Origin of the sequence: Limnobacter sp. (assembly GCF_964228395.1) — a bacterium.
Taxonomy (GTDB): Bacteria; Pseudomonadota; Gammaproteobacteria; order Burkholderiales; family Burkholderiaceae_B; genus Limnobacter.
Window position 1 is genome coordinate 16088 of the sequence record NZ_CAXQZX010000080.1, and the last position, 19634, is coordinate 35721.

The following is a 19634-nucleotide window of genomic DNA, read 5'->3' on the forward strand; positions in this document are numbered from 1 at the left end:
TTTTATTTAACAATGGAGCATGTACCAAGGCAGGGCCTCTTCGATGCCTTGGCTTAGCGTATGAGTAGGCTCATACCCGAGGAGTCGGCACGCCTTGCCAATGTCCGCTTGGCTATGTCTAACATCTCCGACTCGGAAGTCTCTGTAGATTGGCGGCCTGTCGTTATTGATACCTGCTGTTTTAAGGTTGTCTCTTATCAGACTATACAGTTGGCTCAAGGTTGTGCGCTCCCCTACAGCCACGTTGTAGACTTGATTACGGGCTTCAGGGCATCTTGCTACTGAAGCTAAAATGTTAGCCTGAACAGCGTTGGCCACGTAGCAAAAGTCTCTGCTGGTCTCCCCATCTCCATTGATGAAAATGGACTGTCCGGCAATTAAAGCTGAGGTCCATTTGGGAATTACTGCCGCATACGCTCCGTTGGGGTCTTGTCGGCGCCCGAATACATTGAAATAGCGGAGACCGACTGTGGTGAATCCGTAACTGCGAGCAAACACTTCAGCATATAGCTCGTTAACATACTTCGTCACGGCGTAAGGGGAAAGAGGTTTGCCGATGTTTTCCTCGAGCTTCGGCAGCGCAGGGTGATCACCGTAGGTGCTGCTGCTGGCGGCGTAGGTGAAGCTCTTCACCCCTGCGTCGCGCGCTGTGACCAGCATATTCAGGAAGCCCGAGATGTTCGTCGCATTGGTGGTAATCGGATCAACTAAGCTGCGAGGCACGGAGCCCAATGCTGCTTGGTGTAGCACGTAGTCCACACCCTCACAGCCTCGCTTGCAACTGTCGAGATCGCGTATATCCCCCTCGACGAAACGGAAACGTTCCCACTGCTGAGGCTCGACCAGACCGCGGACCTCCTCCAGGTTGCGCCAATGGCCAGTGGCAAAGTTGTCCAAACCGACCACGCGTTGGTCCAGTCGCAGCAGGGTCTCGAGTAGGTTGCTACCAATGAACCCCGCCACGCCGGTAATGAGCCACGTGCGTGGAGAGCGCCTAAGTTCTTCTTTGGCTTGCTGATATCGATTCATCTCCGTCCCTTCACAAACGCCCATCGGCTGCACCTAGAGGCAGCAGCCCCTTCACGTCGAACAGTACGGCACCTGGTTTGCCGAAGGCCTTGATACCCTGCTCGCCAAGGGTAGCGAACTGATGGTGGCCGACAGCAAGCACGATGGCGTCGTAAGTGCCGTGTGCCGGAGCCGAAGGCAAACACTCCACTTCGTATTCGTGGCGGGCTTCCTTCACATCGATCCAAGGGTCGTAGATGTCTACGCGGACGTTGTACTGGCCCAAGGCTTTCACGATGTCTACCACCTTGGTGTTGCGCACGTCAGGGCAGTTCTCCTTGAACGTCAGGCCCAGTACCAGGATATTGCCGCCGAGCACCGGGATGTTCTTGCGCAGCATCAGTTTGATGGTCTCGTCTGCCACATGGTGGGCCATGCTGTCGTTGATGCGGCGACCTGCCAGAATCACCTCGGGGTGGTAGCCCACTTCTTGCGCTTTATGGGTGAGGTAGTAGGGGTCAACGCCAATGCAATGTCCGCCGACCAGCCCAGGGCGGAAAGGTAGAAAGTTCCATTTGGTACTAGCCGCGATCAGTACTTCCTGGGTGTCGATGTTCAGCTTGTGGAAGATGAGGCTTAGCTCGTTCATTAGCGCTATATTTACATCGCGCTGGGTGTTCTCGATTACTTTAGCGGCCTCGGCCACCTTGATGCTGCTGGCCTTGTGCGTGCCGGCGGTAATGATGGAGGCATACAGGGCATCGACCTCGTCGGCGATAGCCGGTGTGCTGCCGCTCGTAACCTTCATGATCGATGGGAGGCGGTGCTCTTTGTCACCAGGGTTGATGCGTTCTGGGCTGTATCCACAGAAAAAGTCTGAATTAAATTTCAGGCCGCTGTGCTTTTCTAGGATCGGAACGCATATTTCTTCAGTGCAGCCAGGATATACGGTTGATTCATATATCACCACTGCTCCAGGACGCAAAGCTTTACCCACAGTCTCACTGGCTTTAATAAGGGGGGTGAGATCCGGCCGATTGGCCGTGTCTATCGGTGTCGGCACTGTAATAATAAATATATCGCATTGCCGCAAATCATCCGTATCGTGGCTGTAGTGTAGGTGCTTGGCTTGAGTTAAATCCGAACGATCGCATTCGAGGGTGTGATCATGTCCTTCCTGAAGCTCTTCAATACGGTTTTTATTGATATCGAATCCAATCGTAGGGCGTATCTTTCCGAATTCAACGGCTAAAGGTAGCCCAACGTAGCCTAGGCCAATGATCGCGATGATTTTCTTTTCAGTCATGATTGTAGCTTTTCACTTTTTGAGAGTTTTAATCGCTTCGGCTTGAAGCGTTTCTATTTCCGCTTTTAGCGTCTCATACTCTTCCATCTTTCTCTTCAAAAACGCACTGGTCAGCCTCGCCTTCTCATTAATACCCCTTGGCGTCAGCACATACACATACCCAAACTTGTTCTTGCTGCTGGCAAAGTTTTTCATCTTCACCAAACCTTTTTCCATCAGGGCTTTCAAGCAGTAGTTCAACCCGCCTACACTCACCCCCAGCTTTTCGGCCAGTTCACGCTGGGTAAGGTCAGGGTTTTCTTCCAGCAACCGCATCACGCGGTAGTTGGTGTCCTCTTGCAGTTTGGCTTGGCGGCTGGTCATGGTGTGGGGTTTGGGCACGCTACCGCCCTGCTGTGCAACGGTCAGCATGCGCGGCGGGTGTAGCTGTTTGGGGTAGCTTAAACAACTTTTGTTAAAGTTTGAACAATGCCGGGCCGCTTTGCACCATTAATTCTGCCCACCCCCACAATTGTGGGGAGGCTATAAAACTTTACCTACACGCAACACAGCAAATGCTGGGTGGGCTAAGCCTGGAGGGGTAATCATGTGCTTACCTCACCAAAGTGAGGTTTAGGCAAGCGGCCGTCGGCGGGGCTACAGTGTGGGGCACATTAACCGCTTCAATTTGCCCCATGAGCCCAATATCACTCATTAAATTTCCCGCAACGTTGTTGGCTGTATGCGCCTTGCTGCTAAATGCATGTGCAAGCACGCCTGGTTCTAGCACCGCGCAGCAGGTGGCCGAAGGTGGTCAGCAATACGTGGCTATGTTGGGCAAGGTGAACAAGGCTGCGCTTGAACATTCCCTGGGCTTTACTGCCGACCTGCTGCCCCGCCTGCCGCGCACTCAAGCCACCCTGCAAGAGCAAACCGAGCTAATGCAGCAGCGGGTGGTGTGGCTGGGGCAGGTGCAGCAACACTTTGGTGTACAAGCCAGCTACTTTGCTGCCTTGCAAGCGCTGGCCAAAGGCGACACCAGCAGCAACACCCAAAAGGCTGTAAAGGCGTTGGCCGGGGCCTTGGAGCATGTGCCCGGTTTGCCCAGCTTGGGCGGCACCACCAAAACTGCGCTGGGCGGGCTGGCCCAGCATGTGGCCAAAGCCCACCACAGCGATGTGGTGGCCCAGGTGCTGCAGCGCGATGCCGATGCCGTGGCCAATGCCTTGCTTTACAACCAGCAGGTGCTGGAAGAGCAAATACAGTGGATCACCCAGCGCGAGCAATTGGCCCGCCAGGTGGACTACCGCGACAAAGTTCAAAAGCCCTATGTGGAGGGCAACAAGCTGCCCGAGGCCTGGAAAAAGGCATGGAAAACCCATGTGCTGGGCCCACCCACGGTGGAACTGCTTCAGCAAGCCCGGCAAGCCAGCCTGCGCATGCAAGAGGCATGGCTGAATGTGCTGCGTGGGCAGGGCAGCATTAACCAATTGGGCGGCGTGTTTGCCGAGCTAGAGGCCAGCGTGCAAGCCACCCGCCAGGGCATTGCACAGGCCGAAGCCATGGCCACGGTAAGCGAATAAGGGGGGCAACATGACGCAACACATCACCGAGCCGCAACTAAAAACCGCGCGCACCCAGGCCTTTGAAATGTTCTCGGCCCTGTATTTGTTGGATGCAAGCGAACTGCAGCCCCCGCAGCAGGCCGAGCACGCCAGGCAGTTGGCCGCTGCCCATGCCCTGTGGGCCAAGCTAGAAAATGCCAGGCTGGAAGATTTAAATGCCCAGTCCAGTCACCATTGGGCAGTGTTGCAAAGTGGCTTGGAGGGTATTCAAACCAAAGTGGGGCAGGGGGCCAAACCTGCCGATGTGCTGGCCATGGTGGGAGGCGTAATAGATTCGCTAAGCACGGCGGTGAAGGGGTTGTTTAAAACCTAGGGCCACACCCACTGCTGCATGTGCCCACAAATTGGCAGTGCAAATCAATTACAGTATGGCCTGTTGATCACCAACCACCAGGCTATGAAACACACCATTTTGGTCACTGGCGCGGCAGGCTATATTGGTTCGCACACCTGCGTAGAACTGTTGAATGCAGGCTTTAATATCGTGGCGCTAGACAATCTGGCCAACAGCAGCGAAGAGTCGCTGCGCAGGGTAAAGCGCATCACTGGCAAAGAGTTTCCTTTTTACCCGGTGAATATTTTGGACACCGAAAACCTTAACCTGGTGCTGAAGGCCCACCAGTTAAGTGCAGTGGTGCATTTTGCGGGTTTAAAGGCGGTGGGTGAGTCTGTAGAAAAACCACACGCGTATTACGAAACCAATGTGCAAGGCACATTGATGCTTTTAAAAGCCATGGCCGTGCACGGTGTAACGCGCATGGTATTTAGTTCGTCGGCCACGGTGTATGGCAACCCCGAATGCGTGCCAATAGAAGAAACAGCGCCCCTGCAGGCCACCAACCCGTATGGGCGCAGCAAGCTCATGGTTGAGGAAATTCTTCGCGACCATGCACATGCCATGCAGTTGGCCGGAACCCCCTGGGCTGTGGGCATATTGCGCTATTTCAACCCGGTGGGGGCGCATGAAAGCGGGTTAATTGGCGAGCACCCCAACGGAATACCCAACAACTTGATGCCCTATGTGGCCCAAGTGGCGGTGGGCCTGCGCGAGCGGCTGAATGTGTTTGGTAACGATTACCCCACACCCGATGGCACGGGCGTGCGGGATTATATTCACGTGGTGGATTTGGCCAAAGGCCACGTGGCTGCGCTTAATAAGTTGCTGAGCCAGCCGGGCTGCTGGCAGGTTAACTTGGGCACCGGCCAGGGCTACAGCGTGCTGCAAATGGTAAAAGCCTTCGAGACCGCAAGTGGCCGTGCAGTGCCCTACCAAGTGGTGGCTCGCCGCCCCGGCGACATCGCCACCTGCTATGCAAGCACCACCAAAGCACGCCAACTGTTGGGGTGGCAGGCAAAACTGGGCCTGGAAGAAATGTGCGCCAGCGCATGGAAGTGGCAAAGCATGAACCCCAAGGGGTATGAGGCCTGACCATTGAGCAATGGTCACTCCATGGAGTGATTCAAGCAGGTGACCTTTTGCCGGTTTTGGGCCGGCAAGGGTAGGCTGCGCTGTGATTGAACTCGGTATTCAACACCTTTTCGACCCTACAGCCAGCTCACCAACCACCCCATGACCAGTTCCAGCCTTGTTGCCCAGTCTTCCCCGTTCGCAAAAGGCACAGCTTGCCGCCAGCAAACAAAAGCTGGAATCCATCGTGCCCAGCAACCCCGAGCAAGTGGAGGCCATGCGCTTTGTGCTGGGCTTTGATGAAGTGATGGGCCACGTGGGCACCGGCGCAGGCATTGGCGTGAACAGCCTGAGCACCCTAACGGGCAGGCACCTGCAAGCCGACATGCTGGAATTTAACCGTTGGGCCAACGAGAAAGCCAGCTTGGTAAAAGCGGGCAAGGGCAAAGACATTTTGCACCACTATGACGCCCGCATGGACGAGCTGGTAAAGCGCATACAAAACCGCCTGGGGCCCACCGAGCGGTTTTTATTCAACAACGGCACCAAAGATGCCTTGTTTAGCGGCACACCCAAAAGCCTGCGCCCCGGCGCCATCACCATAGGCGCAGCAGAGCGAGTAGCCCAAATGGCCACCAAGGCCAAAGTGGCCGGCGCTGCGCTGGTGGTGCTGGATGCAGCGCTCACCTGCCACAAATTGGCCAATACCGCAGAGGGGCAGAAGGTTGAAACCGCGTACAGGGAGATTGGCGGATTCATCACCTCGTTGGCGGTTGGCGCCGCTGTTGGGGTCGCCGTTGTATCCATGGCTACACCAGTGGGTTGGCTGGGGGCGGTGATCATCAGCGCGGGCTCTGCATACGGCGGCAAGGCGATTGGTGAGGCGGTTGGCAATATCGTTCATACTCAGTTGGGCGATGTGTTTTCATTGAAGGATGGAAAGATTCTGAATGGTTGGTGCCGGTGATGGATATCGCTATGGCTTTGTCTTTGAAGTACGGCTTCATGTACGGTGTTTACACATGCCTATCACTTCCGATTTCAACGTTCTTGCTGGCTTATGCTGTGCCCAAACACATCGTGAAGAAATACTTTCGTCAGCCACATTTCAATGACGGTGATGACCTACTGTTTGAGCATTTTCCGTTTCGGTATTACCTCACACTTTGGATTGCGCAGCTAACCGCATGCGATTGGTTTGCCCGCAGGCGCAAGGCGTATGACCTGCGCAAAGACAGCCCACGGTACTGGCGTGTGCTGGCATGGATTTACTTTTGGTTGATCGTTCTGCCGTTTTGTACGGCTGTTTTTCTTTCTGTGCTTGGGATGGTCTATTTCGAATGGACTGGCCGGCCTGTGCCAAAAATTTAACTTAAGACTGCCGCCTTACTTCTGTCTACCGGTTTGTCATGGGTGTGACTGGTTGGTGATCGCATCTCCCGGTATTTTCTCCACTGCGCCCTTTTTTACAAAAGCCTGTTTTTATGTTTGACCCACGCTTGGTATTCTGAAGGTCGAAGGCCGTAGCGCGCCAATACACCTTCGTGGAGTCGGCGGAGTTCTTCAATTATCAAGGCTTGAACCTCGGTTTGATGCTCTGCCTCTACTTTGTTTTGTACTGCGTTTTGAATCATGTTGAGCGCATCAAGGTTTGTTTGTAAAACAACTTCCCGCACAGTGTTCTTGATCAGCTCTCGCCATTTAAGGCGAAGGGGGTTGGGCTCGGCCAATTCCTGTGTAATGGTGAGGTATTCTTGGCTGGACCGTTCGTAGGCCCATAGATACAAGTCGCGAAGTAATTCAATGCGCGTCATTTCATAAACGCCCAAAGTGGCGCGGCTGTAGGCTGCCTCGGGCACATCGAGAAAGGTGAGTGGGCACAGGTTGGCGCGAAAAAGGGGTAAATTGGCCGCGAGCCTGGAGGTGCGTTTGTTGATGTCCGCAAATGGTTGCAGATAGGGCAAATGCACCATCATGAAAAAAGATTGTTCGAACGGGTCTGCAATTTGCCTGGCCTTTGCGAGAAGCTCGTCAAGCAGTTCTTCGATTTGCTGAGGCGCTGCCAATGGGCGGTAGACGCTTTTGCCAATGTCCACTGCATGTTGGCGTATGCGGCCCTCGTCATCTGGATTGGGGAGCAGGTTTTCAGACAGCGCGCTGTGCAGGTTCATGATGGTGTAGCGGTCAAAGGCCACGGTGTCTATGTTTTGAACCAGCAGTTCTATCGCAGTTTTGTGGTTCAAAATCATTTGTGTCTCAAGTGCGGCTTTGCCCGTTGCTGCCAGGCCGTGCTCGATCAGTTTGCGAGTGTCTAACCTCGAGTAAGTGTTACCTTCCAGCTGGCTGGATGCCCAAGACAAATCGATCAACAAGCGATCAAGAATTGCCTGGCTGTACGTGCCTGCAGGCAAACTGGATTTGGATGTGCTGCCAATTCGGTAAAGTTTTTGGCGCAGTGTTTCTGGCAGGTAGGCAGTTTTATTGGGCTGGTAGCTTGCCAAAAACTCTCGCTGATAGCCAACTGGTTTTCGGGCGTGGATAGGTAGATCAACATAGGCCAGTATGTCTTCGCTATCCACCGAAATAGGGATGTGTTTTGGAAATGCCCCATGGCCCGAATGGACCGCTTGCTGGGCACCGACCTCATTTGTTTCAGGTTTTACAGCAAGGTACTTGCGGGATCGCGCCGCCCCTTGGGCGGTAATTGCGCCACTTTTCAACAATTCACTGAGGATGCGCTGGGTTGTGCGCCTTGAGAGACGCGGGTGCAGTGCTAATAATTCGCGTAGGCTTAGCCCCTGCGGGTTGTCTGCGAGGCTTTGGTAGATGTTGGCTTTGGCTTGCATGGGGTTGGCGCAATTGCTGTTGGTTTGGCGCAATTATGGCGCTATTGTTCAAATTGCGCCATCTATTTGGCGCGATTTCTGATGGAAGCCATGGGTCTAAGTGCCCGCAACCACATACTGCAAACCCATCACTTGAGGCGTTTGCTCCACCTCCGCAAAACCCCCGCCCGCCGGGCTTGCCCGGTACACCACATAAGCCTGCAATTGCCAATTGATTAACCACGGCAGTAAGTGCTGCAGTAGGGCGATTTCGGCCGCAAAGTGTTTGCAAAAACTGCGAGCCAACTCGTGCAGCACAAGCTCAAAGCGTCGGCCTTGTTGGGCCAGTTGCATAAACCCCGCAAGGCTTACATTGAGCAGGCTGTTGATGCGCTCAAACCCCAGCAACTGTTGGTGGTAGGGGTCCAGGTTTGGCCGGGGGTGCCACACATGCGAGCCACTAAGCTCGGCTTCCGTGGCCCAGCGCAGGGCAATAAGCCGGTTTTGGGGGTCTACCTGTTTTTTTAATTCTCGCAGCTGCTGCACCAGGGGCCAGGTGCTGGGGTGGTGCACTTGCATGTTGGCAAAGGGTTTGCGCGCTTGGCTGCTCACCAAGGCGCTTTGGCCCGGGGCCAGCGGGGGTGGCACAGTCAGCGGTGGTTTAACCACGGGTGCATCGGGGTTGGCAAAGGTGAGGGGGCCAAGCGCCTGGCCGCTGTGCTGCTGCAGTTGGTGTAGGGCCTGCTGCGCATTTTGCGGGTCTGCATTTGCGCCCATGGGCAGGTGCTGTTCAAACACGGGGAACAGTTCTGCCTGTTGATAAAAGTTTTGCGTGGGGGGCATCAGCAAGCTGGCCCAGGGTTGCTGCTGGCCGTTGCCCGCGTAGTGAAACCAAAAGCCGCCTGGCGTGCTGCCCAGCCAGCCGCAGGGGCGGCCGCCGCTAAACACCTGCAGCACTTGCAAGGTGGGGGTGGGTTGGCTCATGCTGCGCTGGGGCCCACTTTGAAATACTGCTGCGCCGTGGCCAGCGTGGGCCATTGCACTGGCGCAGCGCTTAGCCCAAGCCCAAACACCCGCAGCACGGCCATGGCGGTGGCAAAGCTGACATCTTCCCCGCGTTCTAGCCGAACAATGGTGTCGCGGCTAACCCCAGCCAGGTTGGCCAGGGTTTGGGTGGTCATTTTGCCGCCCCGGGGGCCTGCGTTTAAGCGTTGCTTGCGCACCAGCGCGGCCAGGTCGAGTTGGTTTTTTAATAGGTTCATAGCCAGAAATGAATTAAATGCCATTCAAAAATAAATAATAATTCAATAGTGACTGAAATACACAATATAAAAAAACTGGTCTTTCTTGAGTTAACTCAGCTGGTTGGCCTAAGCTGAACCCCTGACATACACATAAATTAGGGTAAACCAGCATGAGCAAAGTGGCTTTAATCACCGGTATCACCGGGCAAGATGGTTCGTATTTGGCAGAGTTTTTATTGGCCAAGGGTTACCAGGTGCATGGCATTAAGCGCAGGGCTTCTTTGTTCAATACCCAACGCATAGACCATATCTTTGAAGATCCGCACGTAGAAAACCCTCACCTGACGCTGCACTATGGCGACCTCACCGACAGTTCTAACCTAACCCGGATTATTCAGCAGGTGCAGCCCGACGAGGTGTACAACCTGGGCGCCCAAAGCCATGTGGCTGTTAGTTTTGAGAGCCCCGAATACACCGCCGATGTAGACGCCATGGGCACGCTGCGTTTGCTGGAGGCGATTCGCTTTTTGGGCATGGAGAAAAAAACCAAGTTTTACCAGGCCAGCACTTCAGAGCTGTATGGGTTGGTTCAAGAAATTCCCCAAAAAGAGACCACGCCGTTTTACCCGCGCAGCCCTTATGCAGTGGCCAAAATGTATGCCTACTGGATCACGGTGAACTACCGCGAAAGCTATGGCATGTATGCCTGCAACGGAATTTTGTTTAACCACGAAAGCCCACGCCGGGGCGAAACTTTTGTGACCCGCAAGGTAACCCGAGGCTTGGCCAACATTGCCGTGGGCCTGGAGAAATGCCTGTACATGGGCAATATGGACGCCTTGCGCGACTGGGGCCACGCCAAAGATTATGTAGAAATGCAGTGGTTGATGCTGCAGCAAGACAAGCCAGAAGACTTTGTGATTGCCACTGGCGTGCAGTACAGCGTGCGACAGTTTATTGAAATGAGCGCCGCCGAGTTGGGTATTACGATTGCCTGGCAAGGCAAGGGCGTGGAAGAAAAAGGGGTGGTGGCCAAGGTGGAAGGTAGCAAGGCGCCAGCCCTGAAAGAGGGTGACGTGGTGGTGCAAATTGATCCACGTTATTTCCGCCCTGCCGAGGTGGAAACCTTGCTGGGCGACCCCACCAAGGCCAAACAAAAGTTGGGCTGGACGCCCCGCATCACCCTGCAAAACATGGTGCAGGAAATGGTGGCCGCCGACCTTGAAGCCGCCAAACGCCAAGCCTTGTTGAAGCAGCATGGCTACGATGTACAAATCAGCATTGAGCGCTGAAGGGGCACCACAGTGAAAATATTGATTACTGGCGGCCATGGCATGGTGGGCCGCAATATTCAGGAGGCTCTGGCAGCGCACGGCGGCGTGCAAGTGTTGGCCCCCAAGCGAGCAGAGCTTGATTTATTCAACTTTGGCAGTGTGCTGGCTTACATGCATCAGCACCAGCCTGATTGGGTTGTACACGCTGCGGGTCGCGTGGGTGGCATACAAGCCAATATGGCCAACCCGGTGGAGTTTTTGGTAGAAAACCTGGACATCGGCCGCAACGTGATTATGGCGGCCAAGCAGGCCGGAGTGCGGCGTCTTCTGAACATGGCCAGCAGTTGCATGTATCCTGCCCAAGCAGAAAGCCCCTTGAGTGAGCAATTGGTGTTGGCAGGGGCTCTGGAGCCCACCAACGAGGGCTATGCTTTGGCCAAAATAGTCAGCACACGGTTGTGTGAATACATCACCCGAACCCAACCTGAGCTGCAATACAAAACCATGGTGCCTTGTAATTTGTACGGGCGGCATGACAAGTTCGATCCCAAACATTCTCACCTCATCCCGGCAATCATCCACAAAGTGCATGCTGCAAAAATGCAGGGCCTGCCCAATGTTGAAATTTGGGGCGATGGCACAGCGCGACGCGAATTTATGTATGCAGGCGATGTAGCCGATGCAGTGGTGTATGCCCTGGAACATTTTGACACCATGCCCGCGGTAATGAACCTGGGTCTTGGTCAAGACCACACGGTGAACGAGTACTACCAGGTGACCGCACAGGTGCTGGGTTGGCGTGGTGAGTTTGTCCACGACTTAAGCAAACCCGTTGGGATGAAACGAAAAATGGTGGACGTAACACGGCAAACCGCTTGGGGCTGGAAACCCAGGCACACGCTGCTCGATGGATTAAGAAAAACCTACAACTTTTATTTGGAAACGGTGCAAGCATGAGCTTCAAATACCCTTTGGCCACTACAACCTGGGACAACGCAGAATACGATGCCATGCAAAAGGTGATTGCATCGGGCATGTTCACCATGGGGCAGCATGTGGCTGCTTACGAAAAAGAATTTGCGGACTACTTTGGCGCACGCCACGCCGTGATGGTGAACTCGGGTTCTTCAGCAAACCTGTTGATGGTGGGTGCTTTGTTTTTTACACAAAACGCGGCGCTTAAGTTGAATGCGGGCGATGAGGTGATTGTGCCAGCCGTGTCGTGGAGTACCACTTACCACCCCTTGCAGCAATATGGTTTGCATGTAAAGTTTGTGGACATAGACCTGCATACCTTGAACTTCGATTTGCAGGCTTTGGAGGCTGCCATAACGCCCCGCACACGCATGATCTTTGCAGTTAACTTGCTGGGTAACCCCAACAATTTTGCAGCCATTCAAAAAATAATTGCTGGCAAAAACATTGTGCTGATGGAAGACAATTGTGAGTCCATGGGGGCAACCTTTGAGGGCAAACAGGCTGGCACATTTGGTGTGATGGGTAGCTACAGCTCGTTTTTTTCGCATCACATTTCCACCATGGAAGGTGGCATGATCGTGACCGACGATGAAGAGCTTTATCACATCCTGCTGAGCATGCGAGCCCATGGCTGGACCCGCAATTTGCCCAAGCACAACAGGGTCACTGGCGTAAAAAGCGATGACCCCTTTGAAGAAAGTTTTAAGTTTGTGCTGCCCGGCTACAACGTGCGGCCACTGGAGCTAAGCGGGGCGCTTGGCATTGAGCAGTTGAAAAAGCTGCCCGACCTGGTGGCGAACCGTCGTAAAAACGGTGCTCTGTTCCAAGAAGCATTTAAAAACCACCCGCAGGTAATGATTCAGCAAGAAACAGGTGAAAGCAGTTGGTTTGGATTTAGCCTGATTATCAAGCCAGGGGCTGACATTACGCGCAAGCAGTTGATTGAGAAACTAAACGCGGGTGGATTTGAATGCAGGCCGATTGTGGCGGGCAACTTTGCCAAGAACGAGTGCGTGAAATATTTTAGCCACGAGGTGCATGGCCAATTAAAAAATGCCGAACACCTGGATGGGCATGGCCTGTTTATTGGCAACCACCATTACCCATTGGTAGAAGCCATTGCCGACCTAAAGACCGCCTTGCGGTTTTAAACCATGCAGCCTTTGCCCCACGATCAATGGCTTGGCGTGGTGCAGCGTGCCCCGCTTGTTTCTATAGACCTGGTGGTGAGCAACACCAAGGGCGAGGTGCTTGTGGGGTGGCGCACCAACAAACCCGCGCAGCACACATGGTTTGTGCCCGGTGGTGTGGTGCGCAAGGGCGAAACCCTGCAGCAGGGCTTTGAGAGAACGGTGCTTGATGAGTTGGGGGTAAACACTTTGCTAAACCGCACCGATGTGTTTTGCAACGTGTACGAGCATCACTACCCCGACAATTTTGCAGGCCAGAGCGGGTTTGGAACGCATTACGTGGTGCTGGCGCATCGGCTTACTGTGGCGCAGCTTGGGGTAGGTGATTTGCCACTGCAGGCTTTGCCCAAAGCCCAGCACAAGCAGTATGTGTGGATGCGGCCTGCAGAGTTGTTGATCCACCCGGATGTGCATGCAAATACCAAGGCGTATTTTTAAGTGGCGTAGAGTTTTGCAAATTTAAGTTACAACTTTAAATCAGCATATTTTTTTAGCGCAGGTAAAAACCATGAGCAATAGCAAGCGAGTCATTCCCGTTATTTTGTGCGGTGGCGCAGGCACGCGCTTGTGGCCTTTGTCGCGAAAAAATTTCCCCAAACCATTTTTGAAAGTGGGCAGCGAAAGCCTGATCGCACAAACCGTGCGGCGCGCTGCAGCGCTCATCAAGGGCACGGCTGCGCAAGACATTTTGCTGGTGAGCAACGAGAGCTACCAGTTTTTGTTGCAAGACGAATGCTTGCCCGTGCTGCAAAGCGAAGGGGGCGGTATCGCCCTGCACCAGTTACTCGAGCCGCAAGGCCGCAACACCGCGCCCGCCATTGCGCTGGCGGCACAGTGGGCGCAAGCGCGTTACCCCAATGAAAACCCTGTGCTGCTGGTGTTGCCAGCCGACCATTTGATTAACCCGGTGGACGAATTTGTGCGCGTGGCGCAGCAGGCCTTGGCCGCGGCCAAGGCGGGTTGGCTGTGCTGCTTTGGCATAGCACCCACAGCGCCTGAAACCGGGTTTGGGTACATTCAACAAGGTGCGCCAGTAAACGAACTGCAAGCCGTGTATGCCGTGCAGCGTTTTGTAGAAAAGCCCAAGCTTGAACTGGCCATGGAGTACCTGGCGAGCGGTCAGTATGTGTGGAACGGTGGCATGTTTGCATTCGGTGCGCAGCAATTGCTGGCCGCGATGCAACAGCACCAGCCCGATGTGGCCCAGCAAGCCGAGGTGGTGATGCAAGGCAGCAAAGCCGCCACCAATACAAAAAGCAAGGGCGAGGTGGTGACCTTTAACAAAGACGCCTTTGCGCAGTTGCCCGACATCAGCATTGATTACGCTGTGATGGAAAAGGCCAGCAACGTGGCCGTTGTGTCTGCGAAGTTTGCTTGGAGTGACATTGGCAGTTGGGCCGCGCTGGCCGAGCAATGCCAGCCCGATGCGCAGGGCAACACCGTGCAAGCAGAAGGGCAGGGCGAGCTGATCAACATCGGCAGCAGCAACACCCATGTGCGCTTGGGCAACCGCGCCGTGGCCACGCTGGGCGTGAGCAACCTGCTGGTGATCGACACCCCAGACGCCTTGCTGGTGGCCGACCGCAGCCGCCACCAAGAGGTAAAACAGGTGGTAGATGTGCTAAAAGCCAAGGGCAGCGAGTTGACCAACTTCCACCCCACCGTGCACCGTCCGTGGGGCACTTACACCGTGCTGGAAGACAGCGCCGGCTACAAAATAAAACGCATTGAAGTAAAGCCGGGTGCAGCGCTCAGCCTGCAAATGCACCACCACCGCAGCGAGCATTGGATTGTGGTTAGTGGCACGGCGCGTGTCACTAACGGGGAAGAGGTGTTCTTGGTCCGCAAAAACGAATCCACCTACATACCCGCTGGCAACAAGCACCGCCTGGAAAACCCAGGCGTGATGAACTTGGTGATGATTGAAGTGCAAAGTGGCGACTACCTGGAGGAAGACGACATTGTGCGATTTGATGATGTGTATGGGAGGGCGTGAGGGTTTTTAAAACCGATACCCGAGGTAAAACTGCAGCGAAGGCACAAACCCCAGTTTGCCCACCGCGTCTTCAAGCTCTTCGCGTTCGCGTTGAATATCAGAATCAGCGGTGGGACCAAGTTGGGCGCGAAGGTTGGGCGACACGGTCAGGCTGCTTTTGAAATCGCCCAAATATGCACCCAAATCGGCGCCAAGGTAAAGCCCGCTTTGGGCGCTTTGCCCGTGCCCAAAGCCCAAGCCAATGTAAGGCGCAACGTTTGGCCAGTCCACTGCTGCATCAATGCGGTCGTTGGGGCCAAACACCACAGGCCGACCATTGATGTCCGCGGTTTGGCCAGTGCCAGATGCGCTTAGGCTCAACTTGGATCCAAAATACGCCAGGCCGGCCGATAACCTGAAAGCGCCCGCCCAGGGAAAATAATCCATATAGACGCCCGCGGATTGAAGCTCTAGTTCGCCTCTGTAGCGTGTTCCCGATTCAACACCATCGGTGTTCAACTTCCCGCCATTCAAGTCCACCCTGTAGCCCAAAGTGTTGCTGTGGCTTTTTCCAAGACCGATACCGATACCTTGCAAGCCCAGTGTGGCGTAGGTTTTATCGACCAAGCGCTGCGGTGGCGTTGTTGAATGGGCAAATGCTTGGCCGCTGGCGAGTAGGGCGGATGAAAATAAAACTGGTGTGATGAGGCTTTTCAACGGTGTCTTCCCTCTGTGGTTAAATCAATCTGAATCGAAAATTCCAAGGCAGATCACTGCGGCTAATCAATAAGATGCTCGTAGAAGCATTTTTTGCAGACTGGAACAAGTTTGCATTCAAGCTCAAACTCGGATTCCTCCGTGCTTTGCTTAATCGTTTCCCTATTTTCCTCAATAAACTCACGATCCACTTTGTACACCGCGGGCACCTCAGAAAGTTTTGTCAGTTCTAGATGAACCAGTTCACAACGTTGAATTTTATTTCCTCTCACAATGCGCCGTTGAATTTTAGAAGATGTAAACAACGCTGCTTGCATTCCATGTATTGGGCACAAGAATTGGGTCATAGGCCAGCTCCAAGTTATTTCAAATACTTGTACTCTTGAAGTGCTCCTTCAGGGACCCGTTCCCCTCCTTGCCTGAGTACCTTGCATACGTGTGTGACACAACTGTTGGTTTGACGATTGTAGCGGCCGAGCTCTTTGTTGATTTGCCTCTTTTGATAATCAATGGCCGCTTGCGCATTGTTAAGTGGTATTTCCGTCGTGGACCTTAATTTGGCCTGAGCAGGGTACCTCGTGGCGCTTACTACTGTTGTTGAACTGTGGTCCGGTGCGGTGATGACTTGGTGGGTGTGTGCTCTGTTAGTCGATGTTTCAACTTCTACACTGTAATGTCCGAATCTGTTGTCGGCGTCGGGTTCGTAATGATGCACTCATGCGCCCCCTTGTGTATTCGATGCAGCGTATCTCTCCTTACAACTCAACCCCCACGGATCCACCCACGTCACAGGGTTTGGCGCGTACTGGTAGGCATTCAACCCGCCAGCCAGTCCAATGGGGTCTTGCGTGGTGAACTGTCCGCACTGCGGGTCGTAGTAGCGGTGGCGGTGGTAGTGTAGCCCGGTTTCTTCGTCGAAGTATTGGTCTTGAAAGCGTAGCGGGTTGGCCACTGTCAACACCAACATTGAATGTCCACTTTTCACCAGAATATTTTGTCCGCATCCCCTATTGGGTCATTTTTACATTGGCGGTGACAACTACTATGCCGTTGTCTCAAATAACGGAGCTTCCTCAGAACCCGGGGCGGTTCATCGAGCGACTGCAGACCATGACCGAATCCTGACTATCCACACACCTGATTGATTTCGTCGATTATTAGCTTTGATCGTCTCAAAATATCAAGATCAGAAACCGTGCAACGATTTTTCAAAATGCGAATCCTGTGCCTAACGATCATTAGTATTTCAGTCGCAGTCGAGCCCTCCTGCAACGCGCCCAAGATTTCATCTGACTCCGTTGTCATACCTTTCTTTGCTAACGCTGCTGCAAGCGACCGTATTTCTGCGTAAACATCCATCACAAATAACCTCCTTATTTGGTGCCAAAATACTTCATCTTGACCCCGTTTTCGGGTACCACAACTTCAATCCCTCCCCCTATATTTTGGCCGATCCCCGGCGCTGGTCTGGTTATAAATGGGGTACCAGGTTTCAACACAGCAGTTTCAATAAAGTTGGCTTTTTCAATATTTTCCTGAGGAATTCCGTAACGTTGCGCATAACCAGCAGAATTCGGATTTTCTAGAGCCCAAAACTGAGCTTCCGCTGTCTGACTTTTCCCCAAGGTTCCTGTTCTGTAAAGAGTCCCCCCATTTTCAACCTTGGCTCTCGCAGCTATAGCCTCAGGAGCATCGCTTTGAACAGCAGGTCCATACGGGGTTTCAATGTCTTTAATAACTTGAGGCTTAAGCTCTTTACAAGTCAACCCCCACGGATCAACCCATGTCACTGGGTTAGGCGCGTACTGGTAGGCGTTCAACCCGCCAGCCAGGCCAATGGGGTCTTGCGTGGTGAACTGCCCGCACTGCGGGTCGTAGTAGCGGTGGCGGTTGTAGTGTAGCCCGGTTTCTTCGTCGAAGTATTGGCCTTGAAAGCGCAGCGGGTTGGCCACCTCGCTCACGCTGGCCAAGGCCAGTGCGCCGTAGGCCTTAAAGCGGGCTTGCCACACAATGCGGCCTTCGCTGTTGCTTAGCTCCTGCGGTGTGCCGATGTGGTCGGTGTGGTAGTGCAGCACTTGGCCGTGTTGCACCATGGCCAGGGGTTTGAAGGTGAAGGGCTCAAATGTCGGGCCTACACGCTCTGTGATCTAGGTTTACTCCTGAGGCTCATGTACGAAACCTTAGAATCGAATAATCTATCGAAAGGGAGCACTTTTGTGGATGGTGCCGTTGCGTGGGTCGATTGTTAATTGAAAGTCACCGCTCGTGCTGGCAGCCAGTAATATCGCATACGGGGGACTCGTCAAGATATCGTAAAAAGTGAGCGATACGCAGTCGTATTTTTTGGGTATGCTGCTTATTAGTTGTCCCTTGACCGTTACCAAATATGCAGAGTTTTTCTCAAGGTCGTATGGGGCCTCAATTACGAGGATATTGGATCTAAACTGTTTAGCGATCAGACCTTGATCGCAAGCGATAGAAAACTCTTCGTTATCGACCAGCCAATTAATTTTATTCGGTAGCCTGTCTTGAATGCTCAAATCTTCATGCTTACCGCTAGTCACATCTCTTGAAAATGTTTCATAAAACTCAAGATCTTCCACGTTAACCTCATTCTATTGGCCTTGGGGGACCCACAGGGATTAGTTTTGCTCGGTCATAAAAATTTAATTTTTGGATCTGATTGCCGCCTCCGGGATAAAATTTGCCCTCATGAACCTGATGACCAACCGTGCCGCTTTGGATTTGTACCTGAACTTGCCCCTTGAATGACAGTACCGGAGGTATTCCTTAAATTTGGAACTTGGAATAGATCTATGTTTACGACTATGAGTTCAGAAGGCAAGCCCGAACGGGTTGAAGTGATTACGGGTGTCCAGCGCCGTCGGCGGTGGACACCTGAAGAGAAGTTGGCTTTGGTCCAGGAAACATACCAAACAGGTAAGACAGTTTCCTTGGTAGCCCGCGAAGCGGGCATCTCCGCCAGCCAGTTGTTCCAATGGCGCAAAGCATATACAGACGGTTCTTTGGTTGCTGTTGGCGCCAACGAACCAGTGGTACCAGCTTCTGAAATGAAAGAAGCTTTGAAGCGTATTAAACAGCTAGAGGCTGCGCTTGGTCGCAAAACGCCTGAGAACGAAATTCTCAAGGAAGCGGTTGAGTACGGTAAAAGCCGAAAGTGGATTGTGCACTCGCCCTTGTTGCCCGGGGACGACCAGTAAGAGAGGTCTGTTTCGTCCTTGGCGTTTCGCGCAGTCACATGACCGCTTTGAGAACCAGAAAAACTGATTGGATTGACCGTCGAAAGGCGCCTCCTAGGCCTGATGATGACCAGTTGTTGAGCGACATCATCACTGTTGCCAAAGACCTGCCCACCTACGGCTATCGCCGTGTATGGGCGATTCTGAAGTTTCAAGGTGTCGATGACAGCCCACGAATGGTGAACCACAAACGGGTTACCGAGTAATGCGAGACAACAATTTGTTGTTGTTTAGGCATGGCAGTAAACCTAGGGAGACGCGTAGGCACGACGGCAAAGTGGCTGTTCAAACCAGCAACACACGTTGGTGTTCGGACGGGTTTGAACTGGCTTGTGACAACGGTGAGAAAGTTCGCGTGGCCTTTGCCCTGGATTGCTGTGACCGCGAGGTCATGAGCTGGGTTGCAACCACCAAAGGCATTGACGCTGGCCTGGTTGGAGATTTGATGATGCAAGCAGTGGAATACCGGTTTGGCGCGGGCAGTACGGCGCAAACTCCCATTGAATGGCTCTCGGACAATGGCTCTTGTTACACCGCCATTGAAACGAGAACCTTTGCAAAACAATTGGGCCTCAAACCCGTGAGAACGCCGGTTGAAAGCCCGCAAAGCAACGGTATGGCTGAAAGCTTTGTGAAGACATTCAAGCGTGACTATGCTCGTCTGGCCAATCGGCCTGACTCGCAAAGTCAATTAACTAATACCGATGGCCCTGTAATACGGGGGCGAGTCCAGCAAGTTTGGTGGGGTTTGCTCACTACCATGCCGTTGTCTCAAATAACGGAGCCTCCTCAGTAGTGACTGTTTCGCTTACTTTCATTGTTACGGCTTTATGATCAATGAGGTT

19 protein-coding genes and 3 pseudogenes are annotated in these 19634 nt (G+C 53.5%); 12 read left to right on the forward strand and 10 right to left on the reverse strand.

Annotation, left to right across the window (positions count from 1 at the left end; all coding sequences use genetic code 11):
- Window positions 1-6: 6 nt before the first annotated feature.
- From ACEQU8_RS06395 to ACEQU8_RS06405, 3 genes are read right to left on the reverse strand one after another with little or no spacing between them, the layout of a single operon-like run.
- Entirely contained in the window at window positions 7-1029 is a 1023-nt protein-coding gene (locus ACEQU8_RS06395; protein WP_370262366.1) for an NAD-dependent epimerase/dehydratase family protein, read from the reverse strand.
- Between the two features lie 10 nt (window positions 1030-1039).
- Window positions 1040-2314, reverse strand: coding sequence for a Vi polysaccharide biosynthesis UDP-N-acetylglucosamine C-6 dehydrogenase TviB (gene tviB, locus ACEQU8_RS06400; RefSeq protein WP_370262367.1), 1275 nt, complete (start codon window positions 2312-2314; stop codon window positions 1040-1042).
- A 12-nt stretch (window positions 2315-2326) separates the two neighbouring features.
- Window positions 2327-2725 carry a MarR family EPS-associated transcriptional regulator gene (locus ACEQU8_RS06405; RefSeq protein ID WP_370262368.1) on the reverse strand — a complete coding sequence of 133 codons (399 nt, stop codon included), beginning with the start codon at window positions 2723-2725 and terminating at the stop codon, window positions 2327-2329.
- Window positions 2726-2988: 263 nt separating this feature from the next.
- On the opposite strand from ACEQU8_RS06405, the gene ACEQU8_RS06410 reads away from it, so the two are divergent.
- The 5 genes from ACEQU8_RS06410 to ACEQU8_RS06430 all read left to right on the forward strand — a co-directional run bounded on the left by ACEQU8_RS06410 (window position 2989) and on the right by ACEQU8_RS06430 (window position 6697).
- Window positions 2989-3876 carry a hypothetical protein gene (locus ACEQU8_RS06410; protein ID WP_370262370.1) on the forward strand — a complete coding sequence of 296 codons (888 nt, stop codon included), beginning with the start codon at window positions 2989-2991 and terminating at the stop codon, window positions 3874-3876.
- Window positions 3877-3886: 10 nt separating this feature from the next.
- On the forward strand, window positions 3887-4231 hold the full coding sequence (locus tag ACEQU8_RS06415; protein ID WP_370262371.1) for a hypothetical protein: 345 nt from the start codon (window positions 3887-3889) through the stop codon (window positions 4229-4231).
- Window positions 4232-4315: 84 nt separating this feature from the next.
- Entirely contained in the window at window positions 4316-5347 is a 1032-nt protein-coding gene (gene galE / locus ACEQU8_RS06420) for a UDP-glucose 4-epimerase GalE (protein WP_370262372.1), read from the forward strand.
- Window positions 5348-5504: 157 nt separating this feature from the next.
- The gene (locus ACEQU8_RS06425; protein WP_372521231.1) at window positions 5505-6293 is read left to right on the forward strand and encodes a hypothetical protein; all 789 of its coding nucleotides are present in this window, start codon (window positions 5505-5507) and stop codon (window positions 6291-6293) included.
- A complete protein-coding gene (locus ACEQU8_RS06430) occupies window positions 6284-6697 on the forward strand; it encodes a hypothetical protein (protein WP_370262375.1) in 414 nt (137 codons plus the stop codon). The genes ACEQU8_RS06425 and ACEQU8_RS06430 overlap by 10 nt, the downstream gene beginning before the upstream one ends.
- Before the next feature lie 95 nt (window positions 6698-6792).
- On the opposite strand, the gene ACEQU8_RS06435 is transcribed toward ACEQU8_RS06430, so the two are convergent.
- The 3 genes from ACEQU8_RS06435 to ACEQU8_RS06445 all read right to left on the reverse strand — a co-directional run bounded on the left by ACEQU8_RS06435 (window position 6793) and on the right by ACEQU8_RS06445 (window position 9413).
- Window positions 6793-8205, reverse strand: a complete 1413-nt coding sequence (locus ACEQU8_RS06435; RefSeq protein WP_370262376.1) for a Fic family protein — start codon at window positions 8203-8205, stop codon at window positions 6793-6795.
- Between the two features lie 63 nt (window positions 8206-8268).
- Window positions 8269-9135, reverse strand: coding sequence for a HipA N-terminal domain-containing protein (locus ACEQU8_RS06440; RefSeq protein ID WP_370262377.1), 867 nt, complete (start codon window positions 9133-9135; stop codon window positions 8269-8271).
- Window positions 9132-9413, reverse strand: a complete 282-nt coding sequence (locus ACEQU8_RS06445; protein ID WP_370262379.1) for a helix-turn-helix transcriptional regulator — start codon at window positions 9411-9413, stop codon at window positions 9132-9134. Before ACEQU8_RS06445 ends, ACEQU8_RS06440 begins: the two co-directional genes overlap by 4 nt.
- Window positions 9414-9565: 152 nt before the next feature.
- Between ACEQU8_RS06445 and gmd the strand changes: the two genes are divergently transcribed.
- The 5 genes from gmd (at window position 9566) to ACEQU8_RS06470 (ending at window position 14833) form a co-directional block, all read left to right on the forward strand.
- Entirely contained in the window at window positions 9566-10687 is a 1122-nt protein-coding gene (gene gmd, locus ACEQU8_RS06450) for a GDP-mannose 4,6-dehydratase (RefSeq protein ID WP_370262380.1), read from the forward strand.
- A 12-nt stretch (window positions 10688-10699) separates the two neighbouring features.
- Window positions 10700-11626: a GDP-L-fucose synthase family protein gene (locus ACEQU8_RS06455; RefSeq protein ID WP_370262381.1), complete on the forward strand. Its 927-nt coding sequence runs from the start codon at window positions 10700-10702 to the stop codon at window positions 11624-11626.
- The gene (locus ACEQU8_RS06460) at window positions 11623-12798 is read left to right on the forward strand and encodes a DegT/DnrJ/EryC1/StrS family aminotransferase (RefSeq protein WP_370262383.1); all 1176 of its coding nucleotides are present in this window, start codon (window positions 11623-11625) and stop codon (window positions 12796-12798) included. Before ACEQU8_RS06455 ends, ACEQU8_RS06460 begins: the two co-directional genes overlap by 4 nt.
- A 3-nt stretch (window positions 12799-12801) precedes the next feature.
- On the forward strand, window positions 12802-13275 hold the full coding sequence (locus tag ACEQU8_RS06465; RefSeq protein WP_370262384.1) for a GDP-mannose mannosyl hydrolase: 474 nt from the start codon (window positions 12802-12804) through the stop codon (window positions 13273-13275).
- A 70-nt stretch (window positions 13276-13345) separates the two neighbouring features.
- Window positions 13346-14833, forward strand: coding sequence for a mannose-1-phosphate guanylyltransferase/mannose-6-phosphate isomerase (locus ACEQU8_RS06470; RefSeq protein WP_370262385.1), 1488 nt, complete (start codon window positions 13346-13348; stop codon window positions 14831-14833).
- Window positions 14834-14839: 6 nt separating this feature from the next.
- Here ACEQU8_RS06470 and ACEQU8_RS06475 read toward each other — a convergent pair whose 3' ends face one another.
- The 4 genes and pseudogenes from ACEQU8_RS06475 to ACEQU8_RS06490 all read right to left on the reverse strand — a co-directional run bounded on the left by ACEQU8_RS06475 (window position 14840) and on the right by ACEQU8_RS06490 (window position 18132).
- A complete protein-coding gene (locus ACEQU8_RS06475; RefSeq protein ID WP_370262386.1) occupies window positions 14840-15529 on the reverse strand; it encodes a hypothetical protein in 690 nt (229 codons plus the stop codon).
- A gap of 760 nt (window positions 15530-16289) precedes the next feature.
- Window positions 16290-16481, reverse strand: a pseudogene (locus ACEQU8_RS06480) (RHS repeat-associated core domain-containing protein); the annotation flags it as partial.
- 421 nt (window positions 16482-16902) lie between these two features.
- Window positions 16903-17622 carry an RHS repeat domain-containing protein gene (locus tag ACEQU8_RS06485; protein WP_370262388.1) on the reverse strand — a complete coding sequence of 240 codons (720 nt, stop codon included), beginning with the start codon at window positions 17620-17622 and terminating at the stop codon, window positions 16903-16905.
- Window positions 17623-17724: 102 nt separating this feature from the next.
- The gene (locus tag ACEQU8_RS06490; protein WP_370262389.1) at window positions 17725-18132 is read right to left on the reverse strand and encodes a hypothetical protein; all 408 of its coding nucleotides are present in this window, start codon (window positions 18130-18132) and stop codon (window positions 17725-17727) included.
- A 225-nt stretch (window positions 18133-18357) separates the two neighbouring features.
- On the opposite strand from ACEQU8_RS06490, the pseudogene ACEQU8_RS06495 reads away from it, so the two are divergent.
- Window positions 18358-18633: pseudogene (locus ACEQU8_RS06495) on the forward strand (transposase); the annotation flags it as partial.
- 18 nt (window positions 18634-18651) lie between these two features.
- Window positions 18652-19486 (forward strand): annotated as a pseudogene (locus ACEQU8_RS06500) (IS3 family transposase); the annotation flags it as partial.
- Between the last annotated feature and the right edge of the window lie 148 nt (window positions 19487-19634).